At 73.3% G+C, this 25,885-nt stretch carries 2 protein-coding genes; both read right to left on the bottom strand.

Features of this window, described 5'->3' with window-relative positions; all coding sequences use genetic code 11:
• Positions 1 to 96: 96 nt before the first annotated feature.
• Positions 97 to 3,426, bottom strand: coding sequence for an ACP S-malonyltransferase (gene fabD / locus RB628_RS10595; RefSeq protein WP_318320080.1), 3,330 nt, complete (start codon positions 3,424 to 3,426; stop codon positions 97 to 99).
• A complete protein-coding gene (locus tag RB628_RS10590; RefSeq protein ID WP_318320079.1) occupies positions 3,423 to 25,883 on the bottom strand; it encodes a non-ribosomal peptide synthetase in 22,461 nt (7,486 codons plus the stop codon). The genes fabD and RB628_RS10590 overlap by 4 nt, the downstream gene beginning before the upstream one ends.
• Positions 25,884 to 25,885: the final 2 nt, after the last annotated feature.

The following is a 25,885-nucleotide window of genomic DNA, read 5'->3' as shown; positions in this document are numbered from 1 at the left end:
GGCCCCGCAGGGGTCGGTCGCAGCTCACCACGCGCGGCCGTCAGGCGTCCGGGGAGTCGTCGCACGGGGGCAGCCCGGACAGTGCGCCTGAAACGGTCAGGCGGCCGACCGGAACAACTGACCGCGCTCGCGCAGCAGTCGGGCCGCCTCCGTCAGTAGACGGTCGGCGACCACATCCACGTTCCGGGCCTGCCACGGCTCGAGGCCGGTGCCCCGGACCCAGTGGTTGAAGGCACCCATGGCCGGGCCGCAGTACACGAGGTAGTCCACCTTCCGGCCTGGGCTGCCCGTGCGGGCCAGGTCGAATCCGCGGTCCAGGTAGGAGCGGAAGGCGAGGGCCATACGGCGCTTCTCGGGTACGTCCCCGTCGGCGACCGGGATGGCACCGTGCCGGGCGAGTGCCTCGCGCCAGGCCTCCTCGAAGGGGCGCCTCAGACAGGTCTCCTCGACCTGGCGGCGCGTCTCGGCTCCGATGTCGGCGAACGAGTCGTGCAGGCGCCACAGCTGATAGAGGCGGTCGGCCCGGGCCGCGAGGAAGACACCGCGTTTGACGACGCGGGCCCGTTCGCCGAGCTCGAACATCTCGCTCCAGGGCGCCGGTTCCGTGTCGTGGATCTCGACGCGCTGGAGCATGTCCTTCACCTCGGGGCTGGTCCCGGCCTCGACCGTGCACTGGTTCACCGAGCCGGTGACCAGGAACTCGGCGCCGAGCACGAACGAGGCGGCCGCGGCCTCCGGGCTGCCGATGCCGCCCGCGACGCCGACATGGACGCGCGGCCAGGTCCCGGCCAGTTCGTCCCGCAGCCGCAGTACGGCGGGCAGCAGCGTCGCCGGGCCCGAGCCGGCCGTGCACCAGCCGGCGTCGCCCTCGACGCACAGGTCGTCCGCCATGGCCAGCGAGGGGGCGCGGGCCGCCTCGGCCGCGGTCACCTCACCGCTGCCGGCGAGGGCGCGCACGACATCATCGGGGGCGGGGCGCAAGAACGCCTCCGCCATGTCCGTACGGGTCACCTTCGCGATGATCCGGCCGCCCTTGAGGCGGTACTTGACCAGAGCGGGGGTGATGCGCAGGAAGCCGGACGCCTCGACCGTGGAGACGCGCAGCCGCAACAGCAGGTCGACGAGGGCCTGTTCCTGTTCCGGGTGAGCGTGGCGGTGCAACAGGTTGGCCCCGAACGCCCCTGCTGGGCCTAGGGTGTTGCGGATCTCGCGCAGACCGTCCTCGACCTCGGCGGGCGACAGTCCCCCGGTGCCGAAGAAGCCCATGCAGCCGGCCTTGGCCAGCCGTACCACCAGTTGGGGGGACGAGATCCCGCCGTACATCCCGCCGCCGAGGTAGGCCAGCCGCAGCCCGTAGCGGTCCCGGAAGGAGGGGGCCCCGAGGTCCTCTGCGTCAAGGAGTGGGTGCGCCATGGGAGTTGGCGCCGCCGACACCGCTGCGACCGTGTCCGCCGCAGGCAACTCCTCCGACTCCACGAGCGGCGGCTGCGGAGCCGCGGTGGGTGCCGGGAGGGGGGTGGCGAGTTCGCGGGTTTTCGCGACCATCTTGGTCAGGGCCTTGCCCGGGCCCAGTTCCTCGAAGGTGAAGTCGCCCCGGTCCACGCCCATGAGGGTGCGGATGGTGTCCACCCACCGCACGCGGCCGGTGATCTGCTCGGTCAGGTTCTGTCGCAGGTGTTCCGGGCGATACGGACGGGCGTCCAGGTTGGCGATCACCGGGATCCACGGCGGCCGGAACTCGGTCGCGTCCAGCAGTCGCCGGAACTCGTCGGCCGCCGCGCGCATGTACCGGGAGTGGAAGGGCGCGCTCACGTTGAGCGCGACCACCCGGGCGCCGCGGTCCTCGAAGACCGGGCGGGCCCGGTCGAGGTCCGCCGTGGGGCCCGCGAGAACGACCTGCTCCGGGGTGTTGTGGTTGGCGATGTCCAGGCCTGCCAACCCGGCCTCGGCCAGCAGCCGTTCGACCGCGTCCACGTCCATGCCCAGGACGGCGGCCATACCGCCACCGGTGGCCCGGCCCATCAGCTCACCACGTCGCCCGACCAGCCGCAGGCCGGTGCCGAAGTCGAAGGCGCCCGCGGCGAACAGCGCCGTGTACTCGCCCAGGCTGTGGCCGACCAGGAAGTCCGGCGGCGTCGGATCCTCCTGCCTGCGCCGCAGGTAGGACAGTGCCTCGACGACGTACAGCGCGGGCTGCGTGAACTCGGTGCGCCGCAGCCGCCCGTCGGGGTTGCTCAGACACAGCTCGCGCACGGAGTACCCGAGGATCGCGTCCGCCTCGGCGACCTCCTCGGGGAACGCGTCGAACAGGTCGGCCCCCATGCCCTTGGCCTGGGACCCCTGTCCCGGAAACCCGTACACCCTCACCTGGCTCACCTGGCTCTCCTTGCTCCTACGGTTGTTGCTCGTGCTGTCGTCGACGGTCGTGCCGTTGTACGCGGGCGTCGCCGGACGTTCGTACGACCGCAGCTCATCGACCACGCGCCGCAGCACCCGCGCGGCATCCTGGGCGAACGGCGTGAGCAGCGCCGTCGACTGCGAGGACGAGCCCGGGGTGCCGGCGTCGGCGAGATGGGCGCGGACGAAGTTGTGCAGGGTTCCCGCCGGCCCCGCGTCGACGTACCGATGGGGACCCCGTGCCTCCAGCGCCGCGACCGTCGCGCTGAACTCGATCGGCGCCCGGGCGACCCGCCACAGGTGCTCGGAGGTGACCTGCCGGAGCGGTCCCGCCGAGGCGCTGGAGAACAGCGGGATGCTCGGCGGGCGCAGCTCCACGCCCTGCCACAGGGCGTCGAAGGCGGGCCGGGACGGGTCCATCAGCCGGGAGTGGAACCCGTGCGCCACCGGCACTCGCTGGTACGGGACTTGACGTTCCGTCAGGACTGTCTCCGCGCGGGCCAGGGCGTCCAGCGGCCCGGACACCACGAAGTGGGCGCGGTAGTTGCGGGCGGCGAGGTCCAGGTCCTGGTGGAGCGCCGGTTCCCGGTCGTAGAGCTCGGTCCCGGCCAGCACGGCGAGCATGCCGCCGGGGTCGCAGTCGCCCGCCGAACGGGCCATGTCCACGAGCCGGGTCAGGCACTCCCCCGCTTCCATGACCCCGGCGAGCACCGACGCGGTGTACTCGCCGAGGCTGACGCCGAGCAGCAGGTCGGGGATCACGCCGTACGACATGAGGGTCTCGGCGAGCGCCAGTTCCACCATGACGATCGCCGGGTGGGTGACGGCGGTCTCCACGAAGGGTTCGGCGGCAGTGCGGCCGGGGTCGTACAGCCTCTCCACGACGGAGCCGCCCGCCGCCGGGGCGACGAGGGCGTCCAGGCGGCGCAGGGTGTCGCGGAAGACCGGCTCGGTCTCGTAGAGGCCTCGGCCCATGTGGTGGTACTGGGACCCCTGCCCGGAGAACATGAAGACGACGGGCGCGGTCACCGGTGAACTCCTGACAGGGGGAGAGCGGAGGGCGCGACCCGTCCGGCGAGGTGCTCCGCCAGGAGGTCGATCGTGGGGTAGTCGTACACGACGGTGGCGTTCAGGGAGAGGCCCAGCGCCTCTCCGAGCGAGGTGGCGAAGGACGAGCCCGTGATCGCGTCCACTCCCAGGTCGGCGAAGGCCGCGCCGGGCGGGATGCCGTCCGGGGAGACCCACAGCGCGTCGGCGAGGCTCGTGACCAGCAGCTCGCGCAGCGGGAGGCGGTCGGAGCGGTCGTTCCCGGCTGTGGGCACATCGGGGGCGGGCGGGGCGGGGGTGCGGTCCGAGGTCGGGTACCAGTGGCGAGCGCCGGCGAAGGGGTAGCTCGGCAGGGACACCCTGCGTGGCCGGGTGCCTGTCCACAGGCACCGCCAGTCGAGTTCTCCGCCGGCCGTCCAGTGGGCGGCGAGTTCGGGCAGCGCCCGCTGGGCGAGCCAGCTCTCGACGGTTTCCGGCGCGGCCGGGCCGGCGCCGACGTCCCACGGGCCCGGGGCGTCCGCTGCGGCCGGTCCGGTCAGGTACTCCGCCAGCTGTCGGCGCAGTTCACCGGTGTCCGCGGCGACGAAGGCCACCCGGGTGCCGAACCCGGTCCGCCCGGTCTGGAGGGTGTGGGCGAGTCCGGCCAGGTCGGGCAGCACCTCCGGCGCCGTACCGCCGCCGTCCGCTTCCCCCAGGAACGCGAGCAACCGCTCCGCCTGCGCCCGCAGCCGGCCGGTGTCCCGCGCCGAGAGCGGCACGACCTGCGGTCCGCCGGCCGGCCGCTCCGGATGCTCCGGCCGCTCGCCGGGGACGTACTCCTCCAGCACGACATGGGCGGTGGACCCGGTGGCGCCGAAGGAGTTGAGGCTGCTGCGCCGGGGTTCTCCCGCCGCCGGCTGGGGCCAGGGCTCCATCCGGTGCTGGAGGCGGAACGGTGTGTGCGCCAGGTCGATCATCGGGTTGACGGTCTCGGAGTGCAGCGACGGCACGAGCGTACGGTGGTGCAGCTGGAGGACCGCTTTGGTCAGCCCGGCCACACCGCCCGCCGCCTCGGCGTGGCCGATGTTGGACTTCACCGACCCGAGGGCGCAGAACCCGTCTTCGTCGGTGTGCCGGCGGAACGCCCGTACCAGGCCCTGGAATTCGATGGGGTCGCCGAGCGCGGTGCCCGTGCCGTGCGCCTCGACGCAGCCGATCGTGCGCGCGTCGATCCCGGCCCGGTCGAGGGCCTCGGAGACGACGGCGGCCTGGGCGAGCGGGCTGGGCACGGTGAGGCCGGCGCCGCTGCCGACGTGCCCCACCGCGGTGGACCTGATCACGGCGTAGACGTGGTCGCCGTCGCGCTCCGCCCGGTCGAGCGGCTTGAGCACCACGGCACCCACGCCCTCCGAGGACACGTATCCGTCGCCGCCCTCGCCGAAGGACCGGCAACGGCCGTCGCCGGCGTACATGTTGACCGTGCTGTAGCTCTGGTACTTCGCCGGGTGCAGCGACAGGTTCACCCCGCCGACGAGCGCCACCTCGCTCTCTCCGCGCGCCAGGCTCTCCACGGCCAGATGGACCGCGGTGAGCGAGGCGGAGCAGAGGGTGTCCACCGACATGCTCGGTCCGTGGAAGTCGCAGAAGAAGGAGACCCGGTTGGCGATCTGCCCCTGGTTGAGGGTGATCGGCAGCGGCCTCCCGTCCACCGGTGGCGCCTCGGCGCCGAGCAGCGCGTAGTCCTTGTGCATGACGCCGGCGAAGACGCCGACGGCACGGCGCTTCTCGGGGCCGCGCGGCTCGGCCAGAGTGGCGGGGGTGTACCCCGCGTCCTCGATCGCCGCCCAGCAGGTCTCCAGGAAGAGCCGTTCCTGCGGATCGGTGATCTCCGCCTCCGGCCGCGCGATACGGAAGAACTCGGAGTCGAACCGGTCCACGCAGCCCAGGAAGCCACCCCACCGGGAGACCGGCCGGTCACTCCCGGCGGGTACCGTCGGCCAGTCCCAGCGGTCGGCGGGCACCTCGGTCACCGCGTCCCGGCCCTCGCGAAGACCCTCCCAGAACGCGCCCAGGTCGTCCGCTCCCGGATACCGACCGGCCATACCGACCACGGCGACCGGAACAGCGACGGGGGCGAGGGAAGAGGTCGGGACCGAGGGCAGCGCCGGGTCTGCTTGGGCTGCTTGGGCTGCTTGGGCTGCTTGGGCTGCCGGGAGCGTGCGGCGGTTGAGGGCCGGGCGGTCCAGCGCCGGGCGGCTGCCGGTGTCCGGGCCGGTCCAACCCTCCACGATCACATGGGCGTTGGTGCCGCCGTCGGCAAAGCAGCTCACCGCGGCGACGAGCGGCGCGTCGGGCCACGGCGTGAGTTCGCGGGCGAAGGTGAAGGGCGTCGCGGCCAGGTCGAAGTGGTCCAGCGGCTCCTGCCCCGAGAGGAAGGGCACCAACTGCCGCTCGCGCAGCATCAGTACGACCTTGATGAGCGCGGCGATGCCCTCGGCGCACTGGGGATGGCCGATGTTGGGCTTGACCGAGCCGAGACTGCACGGCGTCTCGGAGGCGGCGCGGTACACGGCCCGGATCGCCTTCAGCTCGGTCAGGTCGTGCACCGGCGAGCCGGCCGCGTTCGTCTCGATGTGGGTGACCTCGTCGGCGCGCCTTCCGCTGCGTGCCAGGGCCTTGGCCATCACGTCCTGCTGCGCGGCGAGGTTGGGCGAGGCGGGGCCTGCCGTACGGCCGTCGTTGTTGACGGCGATGCCCTTGACCACCGCCTGCACCCGGTCGCCGTCTGCGAGGGCGCGGGCGAGCGGCTTGAGCAGCACCACGCCGACGCCCTCGGCGAGGACGACACCGCCGGCCCGCCGGTCGAAGACGTGGAAGGCGGGTTCCTGGCTGAGCAGGCCGCGCTGTTCGAAGAGCCGGTGTCCCGTGTCGTCAGCGAGCAGGGTCACACCGCCCACCACGGCCGTCTCGGCGTCGCCGTCGCGCAGCGCCTGGGCGGCGGCGTGCAGGGCGACGAGCGCGGAGGAGCAGGCGGTGTCGACGACCATGCTCGGTCCGCGCAGGTCGAAGAAGTGGGAGACGTTGGTGGCAAGGTAGTTCTGGCCCACGGCCCGGATGGGGTTCCTGGTCGTACGGAGCGTCTCCTCGTCGGGCAGGTGCCGGCTGCGGGCGCCGATGTAGACACCGACGTCCCGGCCCTTGATATCGGCGGGCCGGTAACCGGCGTCGCTCAGGGCGAAGAGGGTCTCCTCCAGGAGCACGAGTGCCTGCGGGTCCATGGCGGCGGCGTCCTGCTCGGCGAGCAGAAAGGCCTCCGGGTCGAACCCGTCCCGGTCGATGAGCCCGGCGACCAGCCCCTCGGACCCGCTCCAACGGTGCGCGGGAACGGGTGCGATGGCGGATCGCCCCTCCGTGAGGAACCGCCGGTACGCCTCCAGGTCCGGGGCACCGGGGAAGCGGCAGGACATCCCGATCACCGCTATGCCGCCGGGGTCGGCGTCGCGACCGGCGGCCTGGTCGCTCGCCCAAGGGTCACGGGCGGGCTGTTCGGATGGCGCGGTACGGGAGGCGAGCACGGGGGTGGTCGGGGCAACCGGAGCAGGCATGACCTCGGCCGCGGAGGGGCGGCCGGGAGACGCAGGCGCAGCCATAGGCCCCCCGGCGGGCCCGGGCGCGGTCGCCGCCCCGGCAACCGGCGCAGATCCGGCCACGGCGGCCGTCGGCGGCGCCGACAGGGGCGAGGCCACGGCCGCGGAGACGCCACGGGGCGCTGCCACAGCACCCCGGACGGGCGCGACCACAGGGACGCCGCCCGGCCCGGGCACCGTCCCCGGCACAGGCGTGGCTACGGCGTCGGGCGCCGATGCGGCCGCCGCCTCGGTGTCCGCTCCCGGCTCGGCCGGCGGCGAGGCGGCGAAGGCGGCCTCGAACTCGGTCGGGTGTTCGCCCGCCAGCCAGGCCACGAAGGCCTCCACCGTGGGGTGTTCGATGAAAGCGGAGGGGTCCAGGTCGGTGCCGAGCCGTTTCGCGACGCCGTTCAGCAGTTGGACGGTGACGATCGAGTCGGTTCCGTAGTCCTCGATCGGTACGTCCGCCGTGAGCCGTGCGGTGTCGAAGCCCAGGTTCTCCGCGAGGAGGCCAAGTACGAACGAGGCGGCGGCCTCGGTGGCCTCGCTTGTCCCACCGGTCGCCATGACGCGCTCGGCGACCGGCTGTCGGGCCTCGGCGGGGTGTGCGGCCGGCTCGTCGATACGGCGTCGCAGCAGCAGTTCGGGGCGCCAGTTCGCGAGGTCCCGTACGACCGTGGGAAGCACAACGGGGCCGACGTCGTGCGCCAGCAGATGGTCCAGCAGGGCTGTTCCCTCCGACTCGGTCACGCTGCCCAGGCCGGTGCGCAGATAGCCGGGGCCCTGCTCCCCCTCGCCCATGCCGACGCCGCTCCAGGCGGGCCACTGCACGCTCAGCAGCGGCAGACCGTGCGGCCTCGCCGTCGCCAGGTAGTCCATGTACGCGTTGGCCACGGCGTAGTCGCTCTGGCCGACCGCGGCGCTCGGCACCACGGCCGCCGCCGAGGAGCACAGCGCGAAGAACCGCAGCGGACGGTCGGCGAAGCACTCCACCAGGGCGTCCAGGCCGGCGATCTTGGGGGCGGTCACCTCTTTGACCGCGTCAGCCGGCTTGCTCACGAAGGCCAGGTGGTCGCGGTCGGCGAAACCGGCGCAGTGGATGACCCCGCCCACCGGCCCCAGGTCGCGTTCGGCCGCACGCACGGCACGGTCCAACTCGCCCGCGGCGGAGCCGTCCAGGGGAAGTGACAGCACGTTCAACCGCGCACCGGCCCGTTCCAGGTCCAGCAGCGCGCGGAGCCTGCGGCCGAGCGGACCGTCGTCCAGGCCGGCCTCCCACTCGGCCCGCTCCGGCAACCGGGTCCGGCCGGTGAGTACCAGCCGACGTACACCCCAGTGCTCCACCGCGTGCCGTGCGAAGGCAAGCCCGAGCCCCCCGGTACCGCCGGTGATCCACAGCGTCTGCCCCTCAGGGAAGGCCACCGGCGCACCGTCGGCCTCCGCCCTCGGCGACGACTCGCGCAGCACCGCCCGATAACGGCGCCCGCCGCGCAGGCTCACCTCGGGGTCCTCGCCGGTGTCCGCCAGTTCGGCGACGATCTGCGCGACCGCCGAATCGTCGTCACCGTTCGGGTCGAGGTCCACGTGACGCGACCGCACCCGGGCGTACTCGCTCTGCAGCATCCGGTACAGGCCGGCCCGTGCCGCCCCGCCGAGGCCGACCGTGGTGTCCCCCGGCTCCGGGGTCTCCAGGCCCCGGGTGACACCGAGCAGGACGACCGGCTCCCGGTTCCGGGCGACGAACCGCTGCACCCAGGGCAGCCATGCGCCCGGGTCGTCCTGCGCGCCGTAGGTGTCCGTCCGGCCCGTCGCAGATCCGGTCAGATCGACACACGCCCGGAACCGCCCCGCCTCGGGCCCGTCGGCCAACTGCTCCGGCTCCAGAACCTCGGCCTGGGGCAGCTCGTCGGCGAGCCGGTTCGCCAGGCCCCGGGTCCGCGGGGTGGCGAGGACGGCCACCGGACCGGGCAGCGGACCGCCGACCCCCGGCTCGGCCGGTTCCCAGCCCTTGACCAGCAGCCGGGTACCGGGCGGCGGAACGGCCACCCGGGTCGGCGTACGCGGCGCATCCGACGCGGGCGCCGGCCGGTCCTGTCCCCGCCCGTCCGCTCTCCGTCCGTCCACGGCGAATGCCCCGGGGTGGTTGTCGTCCAGGTACTCGGCGAGGGCGCGGATGCTCGTGTACTCGAAGAGGAGGGTGGGTGTCAGCCTCTGCCCGACCACCTCCTCGATCGCGGCGAGGAGATCCACGACGCTGACCGAGTCGATGCCCAGGTCGTAGTAGCCGACGGTGGGGTCCAGCGTCTCCGGAGCGCGGTCGAGCCTGTCCGCCATGAGACGGCGCAGCCGGTCCTGGGTGCCCGTCAGCGGCGTCGCGCCTCCCGGTACGGCCGGGGCAGATGTGCCCGAAGTCCGGTCGGGCCGCGTGCCGGAGCGGATGAGCTTGCTGGAGAGTCCGCGCAGCTCGGCCGTGACGCGCCCGTCGCCGTCGAGGAACTCGATGGTGAGCCGGGCGAGTTCGTCCCGCAGGGTGAGGGAGGACCGGCGGACGCGGGCCGTGCAGGGGCCGGTCAGCGGTGCCGTCGCCCGGAAGGACTCCACGTACATCGGCAGATAGGTCGCGTCGTCCCCGGTGTCGGGGAGCAGCAGGCCGGCCGCCACCGCGGCGCCGAGCAGCAGCCCGGGGTGGAACAGGTGTCCGCTGGACGCGGCGCCGGGCGGCGGGGTGAGTTCCGCGAGGAGCTCCTGCTCGCCCGCCTCGACCTGGCCGCCGCACCGCATCGCTCCGCTGTAGACCTGGCCGAGGTGTCCGTCCCGGTCGTACACCTGCCCGAGGTCCACGGCCGCGGCGAACGGCACCGGCCGGGCGCCTGGACGGGGCAGGTCGGCGAAGGCCGGACGGCCCGTCGTCGCGATCTCGGCGGTGGCGTAGGGCTGCGCGTCCGGAGTGGCGCTGTCCCCGATGCGCACGGTCCAGCGTCCCGGTGCCGTGGGCCGGCCCTCCAGGGCGATACGGACGGGTGCCTGAGCGGTGACGATCAGCGGGCGGAGGACGGTGAGGTCGCGCAGATCCAACTCGTCGAGCGCGTACCCGTGTTCACGGAAGGCGTGGTGGACAAGGTCGACGTAGGCGAGGGCCGGCAGCAGCGGGTCTCCGTCCACCTGGTGGCCGGCGATGACCGGGGTGGCGGCGGTCAGGCCGATCTCCTCGTACACGTGCGGTTGTTGGGACGTGACCGGTTCCGCGAGGGGTGCGGCGGTGCCGAACGGGTGGCCGGTACCGGACTCGGCTGCTGTCGCGGGTGCGTCACCTCGGTCGTCGTGGGTCGCGGGCTGTTCGGAGTCGGGCAGGGCCTGACCGCCGTACCAGCAGCGGTCCCGGGCGAACGGGTAGAGGGGCAGGTCGACCCGGGCGGGCCGGGGGCCGTCGTACAGCTGGTTCCAGTCCACGGGGGTGCCCGTGACCCAGGCCTCTGCGAGCGCCTCCGGGGTCGTCCGGCGCGGTGGCTGCGGGCGGGTGCCGCGGCGGGCGGTGCCGGTCCATACGCCGGGGGTGGGTGTCCGGCCCGCCAGGTGGGCGTGGAGCCTGTCGAGCAGTTCGGCGCGGTCGGTGAAGACCACGGCCAGCCGGTGGGCCATCTCCTGCCGGCCGGACTGGAGCGTGTGGGCGAGGGCCGCCGGATCGGGCCGCGCGCCTTCCGCGAGGAAGTCCGCCATGCGGCGGGCGTGGGCGTCCAGTCGTTCGGGATCCTTGGCCGAGAGGGCGAAAACGTACGGCGGGCGGGCGTCGGCCCGCGTGTGCTCGGGCTGCGGGCGGTCGGTCGACGGCACGTATTCCTCCAGCAGGACATGGGCGTTGCTGCCGCCGGCGCCGAAGGCGCTCACGGCCGCCGTCCTCGGCAGCGGGCGGCCCGCCGCGTCCTGACGCGCGGGCCACGCGGCGAGTTCGCGCTGGACGCGCAGCGGTGCCGCCTCGAAGTCGATGTTCGGGTTGAGCCGGTCCGCGTGCAGGGACGGCACCAGTTCGCCGTGCCGGAACTGGAGCAGGACCTTGGTCACGGCGGCCATACCGGCCGCCGATTCGGCGTGCCCGATGTTCGACTTCACCGAGCCGATGGGGATCTTCCGGCCACCCAGATCATGGTCACCGAAGGCGCGGATCAGGCCGGTGACCTCGATCGGATCGCCGAGCCCGGTACCCGTACCGTGCGCCTCGATGTAGTCGAGGTCGCCCGGTGTCCAGCCCGCGCGGGCCAGCGCGTCGGCGACAAGTCCGCCCTGGGCGCGGGCGTTCGGGACACTGAAGCCCTTCCCGGCACCGCCGTGGTTGACGGCGGAGGCCGCCACCACGGCGAGGATGCGGTCGCCGTCGGCCTCGGCGGCGAAGCGGCGCTTGAGCAGCACCGCGCCGGAGCCCTCGGCCGGCACATAGCCGTCGCCGCCTTCGCCGAAGCTGCGGCAGCGTCCGTCCGTGGAAAGGAATCCGCCGCGGCTTAGCTGGAGGTACTTCAGCGGGTGGCTGGAGATGTTGACCCCGCCGGCCACGGCCGTGTCGCAGTCGCCGTTGCGGATGGCCTGGCAGGCCAGGTGGATGGCGGTGAGCGACGAGGAGCACATGGTGTCCAGGCCGACGCTCGGCCCGTCGAAGTCGAAGAAGTACGACACCCGGTTGGCGACGGACGCGTACGACGACGACGTCGCCACCCCCTCGCCGCGCAGCGCCTCCCCGACGCCGTGGAGCTGGTAGTGGCCGTACATCATGCCGACGAACACACCGGTGCGGGAGCCCGCCATCCGGTCGCGGGGCATGCCCGCGTCCTCCAGCAGATGCCAGACGGTCTCCAGGAAGACCCGTTCCTGGGGGTCGATGTGCTCGGCCTCCAGCTGGGACATGCGGAAGAACAGGGGGTCGAACCGGTCGACGTCCCGCAGGAAACCGCCCCACTTGGCGTACGCCTTGCCGGAGTTGCTCCGGTCCGGGTCGTAGTAGAGGGAGTGGTCCCAGCGCTTCCTGGGGATCTCCTCGACACAGTCGCGGCCCGAGCGCAGGTTCTGCCAGAACTCCCGCAGGTCGTCGGCCTGCGGATAGCGGCCGCTGACTCCGACGATCACGATGTCGTCGTCGTGCCGGGCGGCCTTCCGGGTGGACTGACGGTTGGGCTGACGGTTGGGCGGCTCGACTTCCGTTTCCTGTACGGGAATCGGCGGCGCCTTTGGAGGTAGAAGCTCTACGGTCGGTGTCTGCTCGCCGGCACCCAGGACCTCCGGGAGCCGGTCGGCGTGTTCGGTCAGGAAGTGGCCAGCCAGTTCGGCCACGTCGAAGTACTCGAAGAACAGCGTCTTGGACAGGGTCCCGAAGGACTCCTCCAGGGAACGCGTCAGGCCCATCACCATCAGCGAGTCGATGCCGTAGCGGTCGAACGGCTCGTCCAGGGCGATGTCGGCGGCGGGCATCCTCAGTTCCGCGGCGAGGAGTTCCACGAGGTGGCGCTCCATACGGGGCCGGAAGTCGTCACCGGCACCGGCCACCGGGCTGACGGCGGCGGTCCCGTGGACCGGTTCCACGGCGTCCGGTACACCGCCGGTCCGCAGGGCGCGGGCGATCACGGTGGCGTCGCCGGTGGCCAGCAGCAGGCGGGGCGCGTCGGTCGCGAGGGCGCGTTCCAGGGCGGTCAGGGCCAGGTCGGCGGGGAGCGGGCGGAAGCCCAGTTCGCGGCGCATGGCCTCCTGCGTCGCGGCGTCCATGGCCATGCCGCCGTCGCGCCACAGCGGCCAGTTCACGGAGAGGGTACGGCCGGTCGACTCGCCCTTGCGGCGCAGTTGTTCACGCCGTTCGGCGAAGTGGTCGAGGTGGGCGTTGGCGAAGGCGTAGTCGCTCTGTCCGGCGCTGGCGAGGACGGCGGCGGTCGAGGAGAAGAGTACGAAGTACTCCAACGGCTCGCCCCGTGTCGCCTCGTCAAGCAGGTAGGCGCCCCGTACCTTCGGCGCGAGCACCGCCTCGGCGTCGGCGTGGTCCTTGCGCAGCACGAACCCGTCGCGCAGCTCACCGGCCGCGTGGAGCACGCCGGCCACCCGGCCGAACCGCTCCCGGGCCACACGCACTACCTCGGCCACGTCCTGACGGGACGTCACATCGGCGCGTACGTGCATGATGCGCGCGCCGCCGTCCGTCAACTGCCCAATTCGGGAGCGCACTTCAGAGGAAGGCTCGGAGCGCGAGACGAGGACGATGCCGGCTCCCTCACCCGCCAGCCGCTCGGCCAGGTGCAGACCGACAGCGCCCGTCCCCCCGGTGATCAGGTGCGCGCCGGGCGCGGCGAACGGCGAGGGGACAGGCGCGGGCGGCAGGGTCAGCGACCGCCAGGCGGGCACGGACCGGTGCAGAAGGTCGCCTTCGGTGCGTACGGCGGCGGGGGCGTCGTCGGCGGCCAGCTCGGCGGCGATCAGCCGAGGCAGGTCGGCCGAGGCCGGGTGGGCCAGGGCGGTCAGTGCCAGGCCGGGGTGTTCGGCGCGTACCGCGCGGGCGAAGCCGCTCATCGCCGCGTGGGCCGGCGTGCCCTCGGGGTGGACGTACAGATAGCGGGCGCGGCCCGCGCGGCGGGCGATCCAGGCCCGGCAGAAGGCCAGCGCGGTGTGGAAGCCGCTGTCGAGAAGCTGCTCCAACTCGCCGTCCCGGGCGGGGACATGGACGATCCGCACGGGTTGCGGGCCGCGCTCCACCACTGTGTCCACCAGCTGGGCGAGGTCGGGCCGGGCGGTCAGGTCCACCCGGGTCACCACGGCACCGGTCGACTCGGCGAGCGCGGCGGCGAGATCCCGTCCCGCCGCGTCGCGGTCGCCGTTGCCGTCGAGGAGCACCAGGTGTCCGCCGTCTCCCCCGGTGACGCGCGGCGGCGAACCGGGGGACTCGGCGGGCTGCCAGTACGGTTCGAAGCAGAGCGGCTCCGCACTCGTGGCCGTGGTGGGGACGGCGCGGAGGGTGAACCGTTCGATACGGGCCACCGTGGTCCCGTCCTCGGCCAGCAGCAGGACATCGAACGTCCGGATCCCGGCGGCGGCACCGTCATCCGTACGGCGGGCGTAGGCGTGGCACGTCTCCGGGAGGTGCTCGGCGACGAGTTCGGCGGCGCCCACCGAGTACGGCAGATAGGCGGGCTGTCCGGTGGTGACCGGCCCGGTGAGGATGCTGCCCGCGGTCTGCAGGGCGGCGTCGAAGAGCGCGGGGTGAACGCCGTACTCGTCGGCCTCGGCGCGCAGGTGGGCCGGGAGCCGGAGCAGGGCAATGGCCTCCGTGGTGCCCACCGCCATGTGCTGCACCACCTGGAAGGAGGGCCCGTAGCCGAAGCCCAGTTCCATGAAGTCGCGGTAGCACTCGGCGCCGGACGCCTCGCGCGGGCAGCGCGCCCGGACGGCCGCCGGGTCCAGCCGTTCCCCGGGCGTCGGCGGGGCGGCGACCAGGACTCCGCGGGCGTGCAGCTGTTCGACGTGGCTGTCGTCGCCGGAGGTGAGGATCTCGAAGCCGGCCCGGTCGGGGCGGTCCGGCTGCGGGACGAGCCGGATGCGCAGGGTGACACCCGCTTCGCCGGTGACGACAATGGGGGCCGCCCACGACAGTTCCTCGATACGGCTGAGCGGCGCGCCGTCCGTCCGGGAGAGCCGGCCCGCCGCGCGAGCCATCTCCACCAGGACCACGCCGGGCAGCACCGGGGTGCCGCCGACGATGTGATCGCGCAGGTAGAACTCGCGCCCCGTGAGCCGCTTGACGAACTCCTGGTGGCCGAAGGTCGAGACGTTGGCGTCGAGCAGCGGGTGCGGCCCGGCAGCAGCAGCCCCCTGCCCGGTCGCGCTCCCGCTCATGCTCTCGGACGCGGAGATCCAGTGCCTGACACGTGCGAAGGGGTACGTGGGAATCCGCACCCGGCGCCGTTCGGCACCCTCGTGGAGCAGCCGCCAGTCGATCTGCTCGCCGCCGGTCCAGAGTTCGGCCAGGGTGTCCAGATCCCGCTCGGCGACGACCGTCTCGACGTACCGCTGCCAGGTCGCGCCCCGGGACCGGGACCGGTCCTGCGGACGACCGCCGCCGATCCGGCCGTGGACGAGGCCGGGCACCGGCTGCGCGTCACCGTCGGCGAACACCCGCAGCAACCGGGCGGCGGTCTCCCGGTCCTCGGCGACCAACGCCAGCCGTTCTTCCATGGGCTCGCGGCCCAGCTGGAGGGTGTAGGCGATGTCGGCCAGCCCGGGCGGCTCCGCCTCGGAGGCCGTGTCGGGGTCCTGTCGGAGCAGGGCGGCGAGGCGGGTGGCGCAGGCGTTCAGGGCGGAGCGGGTGCGGGCCGACAGCACCAGCAGGACCGGACTACTGCCGTCCGCTTCCCTGCCGTCGACGAAGTCCCGGCAGGGGGCTTCCTCCAGGACCAGGTGGGCACCGGCCCCGCCGAACCCGAAGGAGCTCAGACCCGCCCGGCGCGGCAGCGGCTCACCCCGGTCGTCGTACGGGCGTTCCCAGGGGGCGGCCTCCGTCACCACCCTGAACGGGCTGCCGTCCAGGTCCAGATAGGGATTCTGTTCCACGACGTGCAGGCTGGCCGGCACTGTCCCGTGCTGCAGGGCGAGGACCACCTTGAACAGCCCGGCCAGGCCCGCGGTGGCCTCCAGGTGGCCGATGTTGCTCTTCACCGACCCGATCCCGCACGTCGGCCTGTCCGGCAGCGGGCGGCCCGCCTCCTCGTACAGCCGGGCGAACGCCGACTTGAGGCCGGTGACCTCGATGGGGTCGCCCAGCGGTGTGCCCGTGCCGTGCGCCTCGACGTAGCCGACGGTGGCCGGATCGGTGCCCGCCGCGCGGTGGGCGCGGACGATGACGTCGGCCTGGGCGTCGGGGCCGGGTGCGGTGAGCGAGTTGGTGCGGCCGTTGTGGTTGACGGCCACGCCCCGGATCACCGCGTGCACGGGGTCACCGTCGCGCTCGGCGACGGCCAGGTCCTTCAGGACGACCGCGCCGACGCCCTCGCCGCGCACGTAGCCACTCGCGCGGCTGTCGAAGGCACGGCAGCGGCCGTCCTCGCTGAGCATCTCGTTCTTGCTGAGGGCGACGTACAGCGACGGGTCGAGGATCAGACTCACCGCGCCGGCGATCGCCAGTTCGCAACTGCCGTCGTGCAGCGCGGCGGTCGCCTGCTGGATCGCGGTGAGGGAGCTGGAGCAGGCGGTGTCCACGGCGATGCTCGGACCGCGCAGGTCGAGGAGGTAGGAGACCCGGTTGGGGATCACCGAGTGGGCTGCACCGGTGATCGTGTGCGGGTCGGTACCGCGCCCGGCGGCGCGCTGTACTTGCAGGTAGTCGGAGTTGGTGACACCCACGAAGACCCCGACCCGGCGGCCGGCCAGCTCCGAGGGACGCAGCCCGGCGTCCTCCAGGGCCGTCCACACCACTTCGAGCAGCAGCCGCTGCTGCGGGTCCATCAACTCCGCCTCGCGCGGCGAGATCCCGAAGAAGGCCGCGTCGAAACGGTCGACGTCCGGGGTGAAGCCGCCCCAGCGGGAACGTGAGAACTCACCCTCGCGCGGATCGCCCTGGAGGGCGCGCCAGTCCCACCGGTCGGCCGGAATCTCCTCGACCAGATCACGCCCGGCGGCCAGGTGCTCCCAGAAGGTCGCCAGATCGGACGACCCCGGCAGCCTGCCCGCCATGCCGATCACGGCAACGGCACCTGGAGCGGCGCGGGGGGCTGCCGTCCCGGCGGAGAGTGCGGCCGGGTGGGTCGTGAGGGGGGCGGTCCGTCCGGTCGCGGCCGGACCGGCCCACGACGACCCCGCACGCCCCGCCGACGCCTCCGCCCCAGCCCACGTCCCGTCCCCCGGAGAGTCGCTCGCCCCGGTCCGCACGGCCGACGTGCCGTAGCGCGTCCGGAGGATCTCCGGGTGGGTCTGTGTCAGGTGGGCGGTCATCGCCCTGGGGGTGGGGTACCGGTAGAAGGCCGTTGGGTAGATCTCGATGCCCAGGGCCGCGCCCAGGCGGGTGCTGAGTGTCGTGAACCCGACGGAGTTCAGGCCGAGTTCACCCAGCGGACGGTCCCGGGCCACCCGGTCCCGCGCCACCTCGGCGACCTCCGCGACCAGCTGGATCAGTTCCTCCGTGAGGCAGGCCGCCACGCTGCCGTCGGGGGCACCGGAGGCCGACCGGGCCGCGTCCGGCGCGGTGGTCGGCCCGGGCGCCGGGTCCGGCGTTCCGAATCGTGTACGGAGGTCTTCCAGGGGTGTCGTGCCGAGGCAGCCGCGGTCGATCTTGCCGTTGAGGGTCTGGGGGAAGGCCACCAGTGGTACCAGGACGTCCGGGACCAGGTATTCGGGCAGCCAGTCGCTCAGCGGCCCGGCGTCGAGCGCGGCGGCGGGGTCGCCGTCCGTCAGCGTGTAGAAGCCGCGCAGCATCAGGCCGGTACCGCCCGCCGCCCGCGCCGGCACCACGACGGCCTCCGCGACCCGGGGCAGCCGCCGCAGCGCGGCCTCGGCCTCGCCGGGTTCGACGCGGTGACCGCGGATCTTCACCTGGGCGTCCTCGCGCCCGAGGTATTCGAGGCGGCCGTCCGGCAGGGCCCGGACCAGGTCCCCGGTGCGGTACAGGCGGGCGGAGAGAGAGGTGTCGTACGGGTTGGGCACGAAGCGTTCGCCGGTCAGCTCGGGGCGGCCGAAGTAGCCCTCGGCCAGACCGTCGCCGCCGATGTACAGCTCGCCCGGTACGCCGGCCGGTAGAAGGCGGCGACGCGCGTCGAGGACCAGCAGCTGGGTGTTGGCCACGGGGCCGCCGAGGGTCACGGGGTCTCCGGCCCGCAGTCGGCCGACCGCGGACCAGATGGTCGTCTCGGTCGGGCCGTAGAGGTTCCAGGCGGCGCGGGTACGGGTGGCGAGGACGTCCGCGGTGTCCTGGTCGACGGCTTCGCCGCCGCACAGCACCGTCAGCGCCGGGTCGCCCTCCCAGCCCGCGGCGAACAGCATCTTCCAGGTGGTCGGGGTCGCCTGGACGACGGTGGCGCCGCTCTCCTCCAGGTACCGCCGCAGCCGTATACCGTCCTTGGCGGTCCCGTCGGGCGCGATGTTCACCCGGCCGCCCGCGATCAGGGGCAGGTACAGCTCCAGGCCGGCGATGTCGAAGCAGACGGTGGTCAGGGCGAGCAGGGTGTCGCCGGGGCCGAAGCCGGGCTCGTGGCGCATCGAGGTGAGGAAGTTGACGAGGGCGCGGTGCGGCACCGCGACCCCCTTGGGCCGTCCGGTGGAGCCCGAGGTGTAGATGACGTACGCGGTGTCCTCCGGCGAGGCGGCGCTGGGCAGCCCGCCGCCGACGGCGCCCCGGCCCAGGTCAAGCCGGTCGAGGCGTACGCGAGGTACGGGGATGTCGGCGAGCGCGGCCTCGGCGGTCGTGGTCGTCGCGATCAGGTGCAGGTGCGCGTCCTCGGCCATGTACTGGAGCCGGTCCGCGGGATACGTGGGGTCGAGCGGCACGTAGCAGGCGCCCGACTTCAGCACCGCCAGCAGGGCGACGAGGAGCTGGGGGGAGCGGTCCACAAGGACGCCGACCGCCTTGCCGGGCGCCGCCCCGCGTTCCCGCAGGTGCGCGGCGAGTTGATCGACACGCGCCGTCAACTCACCATAGGTGAGCGCCTCGTTCGCGCAGGTGACAGCGGTGGCGTCGGGGGTGCGCGCCGCCTGTTCATCGATCAGGTCGGTCAGGGTGCGTTCGCGCGGGTAGTCCCGGCGGGCCTGCCGCCACCTCTCCGCCAGCCCGCGCCGCTCGTCGTCCGTGAGCAGGGGCAGCTGGGCCAGGGCATGCCCGGGCTGCGCCAACTCGGCTTCCAGGAGCCGGAGATAGTGGGCGCACAGCCGCCGTACGGTGTCCTCGTCGAAGATGTCGGGGTCGTACTTGAGGGTGAGGCCGCAGGCGTCCTCGCCCTCGATCACCTCCAGGGTGAGATCGAACTCGCCCTCCTGGTGGACGCCGGGGAAGACGTCCCGTACGGGGTCCTGGTCGCCGGGTTCCACCCAGTTCTGGAAGTAGAAGGCGGTGCGGAACAGTTCGGCGGTGTCCGTGCGGCCCGCCCGGCGCAGCTCCTCGGCGAGCGTGAGCAGCGGGTAGTGGGAGTGTTCCAGGGCTTCCAGGACCGTGCGGTGCAGCTGCCCGGCGAGCGCGTCGAAGCCGCGGTCGGGGTCGACGTCGGCCTGGAGGACGACCATGTTCATGAAGTAGCCGAGGGTGTCGTCGAACCGGGCCGTCGGCCGGCCGGCCGCCGGGGTGCCGACGCGGATGTCGCTCTGCCCGGTGTAGCGGTGCAGCAGGGTGAAGAACCCGGAGAGCAGCACTGTGAACGGTGAGATGCGCTGCCGGGCGGCGAACTCCCGTACTCGGCATGCGAGTTGAGCGTCGATCCGGCCCTCGACGGCGGCCCCCCGGTGGCCGGGGGCATCCGGTCGCGGCCGGTCGTAGGGCAGTGCGAGCGGCTCGGCGGGCGTGGCCAGCCGGCGCAGCCAGTAGGTGCGCAGCCGTTCACCCTCCGCTCCGGTGAGCAACTTCCGCTGCCATTCGGTGAATTCGGCGAAGGTGGCGGCGGACGTCGCCGAGCGGGTGTCGACTCCGGCGCGCACCGACCGGTATCCGGCGGTGAGTTCGCGCAGGAACGCGGCGATGGACACCCCGTCGAAGACGATGTGGTGGAAGAGGAGCAGGAGTGTCTGGTCACCGTCGGCCGTCGTGAAAAGGGTCACCCGCAGGAGCGGACCGTGTTCCAGGTCAAAGGGGCGGCGGGCCTCCTCGACGATCCGCTGCCGTACGGCTTCCTCGTCGGCGACGGCCAAGTAGCGCTGCTGGAAGTGCAGTTCCTGCCAGGAGGCGACGGTGCGCACCGGCCCGTCGACGGTGGAACGGATCGTGGAGCGCAGGCTGTCGTGCCGGTCGACGATGTGCTGCAACGCCTCGTGCAGGGCGGCGACATCGGCGTCCGGGTCCAGCCGGAAGGCCAGTGGCAGGTTGTAGGAGTAGGTGCCCGGCGCGGTGCGCTCGATGACCCAGAGGGCGCGCTGCCCCTCGGAGAGCGGATGGTCCACGGGCGGCAGCGGAACGGCTGGGGCGGGCCGGAGGGTGCGAGGGCGAGGCGGCACCACGGGGGTGGAAGCGGGCGTGGGCAGGGTGGCGTACGCAGGAGCGGGAACGGGATGGACGGCGTACGCGGCCGAGGTCCCGCCAGTCGCCGGCGGGACCTCGGCCGCCGCCACCGCCGTTTTCGCCGGAGTTGGCTCCGCCTTGAGGCCGAGGACGTCCTGTTCCTCGTAGTGGCGGGCCAGTTCGCGGAGCGTGGGGTGATCGTAGAAGTCGCCCAGCGAGACCGTCACGCCGAATTCCTCGACGATGGCGGAGACGATCTTCATGCCGGTGAGCGAGTCGAAGCCGTAGGCGGCCAGTTCGCGGTCGGGGTCGAGTTCGTCGTCGAGCTTCAGTGCCCGTGCGACGAGGGTCGTGAGGGTGCCGAGCAGCTCCGGGGAGGCGGGGCCGGCCGGTGACTCCGCGGTGGCCGGGACCGGCTCCGCAGCAGGCGCCGAGGCCGGGCGGGGGATGGCGGGGCGCAGGCCGTCACTCTCCCCCACGATCACGTGCTGGCCGCGCGTGTGGCCGTCGGGGCCGGTACCGCCGGCCACCACGGCGTCTCCGAAGCCCTCCTCCCCCAGCAGCCGCCGCCAGGTCGCCGCGGTGGCCAACGGCGAGTCGGGCATGCGGAGTTGCTCATCGTCGAACAGCCACCAGCCGTCGAGCAGCCCGCCCACGACCGTGGTGTGGTCCCACACCTCGGTGAGTTCGTTGAGCACCAGCCAGCCGTGCGGGCGCAGCAGGGACTTGGCCTTGCTGAGCGAGGCGCGCAGGTCGCCGGTGGCGTGGACGACGTTGGTGGCGAGCACCAGGTCGTGGCCGCCCGCGATGAATCCCTGTTCCTCGATGGAGCGTTCGAGATCGAGGACCTTGTACTCCACGAAGCCGGGGGTGCCGTAGGTGGGGGCGAGGCGTTCTTCGGCGAGTTCGAGGAACCGCGGTGAGATGTCGGTGTAGTAGTACGTGACCCGGTCGGCGTAGGGCGCGAGCACAGGCAGCACCCGATCGGTCGTGGCCCCGGTGCCCGCACCGAGTTCGACGAGGCGCAGCCGCTCACCGGGCGCCAACTCCCTTACCCTGCGGTTGAGATGGGCCTTCACCGCGTCGCGGACCAGCTCGTTGAATGAGTCACTCAGCGCGTTGGCCTTGTAGAAGCCCTCGACCAGCGTCAGCGACGAACCCGGGAACATGATCTCCGTGGCCCGGGTCTCACCGCGCAGGATCTCCGGGTAGGAGCGCAGGAACAGCCGGGTCAGGGTCACCGTGGCGGCCAGGCCGGGGTGGTCGGCGGCGATACGGTCGAACTCCGCCTCCCGTTCCGCCTCCGCCCGGTCCGGGTCGGGCCCCTCTGGCGGGGCGCCCGGCAGCAGCCGTACAAGACCGTCGTCGAACTCGACGTATCCGGCGTGCAGCAGGATGTTGAGGAGCGCCTCGTGCAGGCGCCGGTACTTCGGCTGGATGCCCAGCCGTTCCGGCAGCGTGGCCCGGTCGTGGCTGTCGCCCGGGGCACGGAGCACCCCCATGCGGCGGAAGACACCGAGCATGGCGGGACGGCACAGTTCGGCGAGGCGCCGGTGCCCGGTCAGCACGTGGTCCACCTCGGCGGCGCCGTCGGTGCGGATGTGGCGCAGCACGTCGGCGGTGTCCCGCAAGGAGGGCGCGCCCCCGCCGGCGACCAGCTCGGCGGGCGCCGCGGCGCGCGTACCGAGGGCGGCGAGGGCGAAGTCGCGGGCGTTGACCGGTATCACCTGCGGCAGCCGGTTGCCGAGCACCCGGTGCACGGCTCCGAGTCCTTCGGCGACGGAGAGTTCGCCGATACCCAGGCCCTGGAAGGTCTCCTTCAGGCCTGGCCGGGCACCGGAGCCGACCCCGCCCCAGTAGCCCCAGTTGACGACCCGGACGGGGTACGGGCGCCGGTGGCCCAGGTGGAGGGCGTAGGCGTCCTGGAGGGCGGCGGCGCAGCTGTAGGCGCCGTTGGACGTCGTACCGGCGAAGGCGCCCACCGAGGAGAAGAACGCGAGGAAGTCGAGGGGTTCGTCGCCGAAGACCGCGTCGAGGGCCACGCTGCCGTCGGCCTTGACGGCGAGCGCGGCCCGGAAGTCCCGTTCGTTCAGGGTGGCCAGGGAGCCGGGGGCGAAGGTCATCGCCGAGTGGATCACTCCGTGGACCGTGCCGAAGCGGGCCGTCACCTCGGCGGCGGCCTGCCGCAGCTGGGCGACGTCGGCGCAGTCGGCACGCAGGTACAGCACCTCGCCGCCGAGCCGCTCCGCGCGCTCGGCCCACTCCCGCTGCTCGGCGGTGAGCTCGCCACGGCCGATCCACACGACGCGGGCCCGGTACGACTCGGCCAGGTGCGCGGTGAGTTCACGACCGATGCCGCCGCTGCCACCGACGATCACGTAGACGCCACGTTCACGGAACGAGGGCCGCTCGGGCGCGGGCAGCTCCACGGGCTGGAGCGCGAGGGTGTAGCGTCCGCCGCCGCGCAGCAGCACGGTACGGCCGGACGCGTCGCACGGCTCGGCGGCCACGGCGACTGCCAGGGCGTCCCAGGCGGACGGATCGTCGGCCGTCTCCTGCCGGGCGAAGTCCAGGCATACGGCCCTGATGTCGGCCCGCTCCTTCGGCAGCACCCGGGCCAACCCGTGCAGCCCGGCGGCGAACGGGTTGGCGACCGGCCCGCCGAAGGCCGCGACGGCGTCGTTGGTGACGACGGTCAGCTGGGTCGGCCGCTCGGCGCGGGGCAGCTGCCGGGCGACTTGGAAGAGGGCGAGCACACCACGGCGGAGACTGTCGTCGAGCGAACCGGGCCCGCCGGACCGCCCCTCCCCCGTACCACTGCTGTTGCCAACCCCACTTCCATCCGCTCGGACACCTCCGAGGTGGTAGACCCGGTCCGCCGGGCCGGCCTCGGCCAGGGCCCGTGGCAGGTCGTCGCGGTCCAGGTCGACCGTGCGGACGTCGTCGTGCCGATGGTGCCGGACGAGGCCGTCGGCGAGACGGCCCGCGTCGGCGGTGCTCAGCACCACCACCCGCAGGCGTCGGCCGACCGGGGCCCCGGCCATGGGTTCCGGCTCCGATACCCAGGTGGGGCGGTGGCAGACCATGCCCGGCGGCGGTACGGCGGACGGGGCCTGCGGCGACGGGGCGGCGGCAAGATTGTCCGAAAGGGCGGACGCGGTCCGCGCGACGGCCGACGGGGTAGCAGAAGACACGGCCGGGGCAGGGCCGGCTCCCAGGCCGGCGAACACCGGCCGGGCGTCCACGCCGACCGGCACGACAGCGGCAACAGCCCGCGCTTCCAAGGTAGTTCGCTCGGCGGCCGGCTCCACGACGGCGTCGGCAATCACTGGCGACGTACCCGAGACGGCCCCCGGGCCGACCGACACGGAACCCACGCCCGTCATGCCCTGCGCCGCACCCACAGCCGACCCCGAAGCCGGCTCCCCCGCCGCACCGGCGGCCGGCAACGCGCCCGTTTCGGCCGCCTGCGCCGGAGGCTCGGGCAGCCAGTACCGCTTGCGTGCGAACGGATACGCAGGCAGCCCGACCCGCCGCACCGCCCCCGCGTCCGGCGACTCGCCCCGCAGCTGTCCCCAGTCCACATCGGCGCCGCGCGTCCAGCAGCGTGCCACCGCCTCCAGGTCCCCTTCCCGCAGGGCGACGGCCACGCGGTCCCGGTCCTCGGCGGTGGGACGGGTGGGCGCGCGACCGGTGCTGACGCCGGTTGCCGAGCCGTCGGCGGCGTACGCGCGCAGGACGGCGCGGGTCTGGGCCAGGTCGGTGGCCACGAAGGCCAGCCGGGCCTCCATCGGCTCACGCCCGGTCTGCAGGGTGTGCGCGACGTCGGAGAGCGCGAGGGGTCGGGCGGCGTCCCGGTCCGCCGTCGGGCCGGCCGACCGCAGAGCGAGCGCCCGTACGGTGGCACTGCCGACCAGGGTCTCCCCACTCGGACGTACGCCGAAGGCAGCGTCGATCTTCTTGCCGAGCAGCGCCAGTTCGGCGGCACCGAAGCCGTACTCCCCCAGCGGTGTCAAAACGTCGAGGTCGACGGCGTCGGCCTGGACGACCTCGGCGGCGAGGCGCAGAACGTCCGCTTCGGCCTCGACAGGCACGGCGGCCACGGTGCCGGACGGGAAGGGCACGGCCGTGGAGGGCTCCAGGAACGCCGCCAGCCGGGCGGTGGACGCGCGCAGGCGTTCCTCGTCGCGCGCGGACACGACGACGAGTTCGGGGCGGCCGGTGGCAACACGCGGCGCGGCGGCGGTTCGGTACTCCTCCACGATGAGGTGCGCGTTGGCGCCGCCCCCGCCGAAGGAGCTGACACCGGCCCGGCGGGGCAGCTCCTCCCGCCTGCCGTCGGTGTGTTCGGCGATCGCCCGGGGCCAGGGCAGCGCCTCCTGGGGGATATGGAAGGGCGTGCCGGTGAGGTCGATGGCCGGGTTCAGCTCGGCCGAGTGCAGGGAGGGCGCGATGGTCCCGTGCCGGAACTGCATGAGCACCTTCGTCAGGCCCGCGATGCCGGCCGCGGATTCGAGGTGCCCGATGTTCGACTTGACCGAGCCCACCGCGCAGCGCTCCACGCCTCGCACCAGCCCGGCGTCGATCCGTTCGCGGAATGCCTCGGCCAGCCCGGACATCTCGATCGGGTCGCCCAGCGGCGTACCGGTGCCGTGGGCCTCGACAAAGCCGATGGTGCGCGGGTCGATCCCGGCCCGGCGCAGGCAGGCCCGGATCACCTCGGCCTGGGCGCGCGGGCTGGGCACGGTGTAACCGCCTGTCTTGCCGCCCGCGTTGACGGCGGAGGCCCGGATGACGCCGTGGACGCGGTCGCCGTCGGCCACCGCCCGCGCGAGCGGCTTGAGCAGGACGGCGCCGGTTCCCTCGCCGTCGACGAAGCCGTCGGCGCCCTTGCCGAAGCTGCGCAGGACGTCTCCGGGGGAGGTCATGCCGTTGTCTGCGAGGGTGCGCAGGTGCGAGGTGTGCAGGATCAGGTTGACGCCGCCGGCGACGGCGGTCGTGCACTCGCCGGCGCGCAGGCTCTCGCAGGCCAGATGGATGGCGGTGAGGGACGCGGCGCACGCCGTGTTGACGGTGAGGCTGGGGCCGGTCAGGTCCAGGACGTAGGAGACCCGGTTGGCGATCGACCAGTGGCTGGAGCGGGCGCTGTTGGTCGCGCCGAGAGCGTTGGCATGGCCGCCCATCCACTCGTAGTCGCTGTTCATCACGCCGACGAAGACGCCCACGGGGTTGTTTTCGCGGGCGAGTCGCCGGGGCGGGTATCCGGCGTCCTCCAGCGTGGCCCAGACGGTCTCCAGGAAGACGCGCTCCTGGGGGTCCATGTTCTCGGCGTCGACGGGCGCGATACCGAAGAACAGCGGGTCGAAGGCGTCGGCGTCGTCGATGAGCCCGGCCCACCAACGACGCGCCGCCGGGCCCCCGTCGCTGTCGGACGTCCCGCGCGCCTGTGTCCCGGGCTCTCCGCGGCCGTGCCCGGGAGTGAACTCGGTGACGCAGTTCTCGCCGTCCCGTACGCGGGTCCACAGTTCGTCGGGGGTGGCGGACCGCGGGTAGCGGCCGGCCAGCCCGATGACGGCGATCCCCTCGGGCGCCTCGGGCGCCTTGGGGCCGGCGGCCTGGGCGTCCCGCAGGAGGCGCAGCAGTGCCGTGCGCTTGTCGTTCGTCCCCATGTCCGTGCCTGCCATTT

The organism is Streptomyces sp. ADMS (assembly GCF_033441795.1).
Lineage (GTDB): Bacteria > Actinomycetota > Actinomycetes > Streptomycetales > Streptomycetaceae > Streptomyces.
This window is presented reverse-complemented; position numbering and strand designations above follow the sequence as displayed.

Excerpts from the sequence above, each read along its gene's own strand:
- RB628_RS10590 (WP_318320079.1), bottom strand. The coding sequence starts at position 25,883 with ATGGCAGGCACGGACATGGGGACGAACGACAAGCGCACGGCACTGCTG.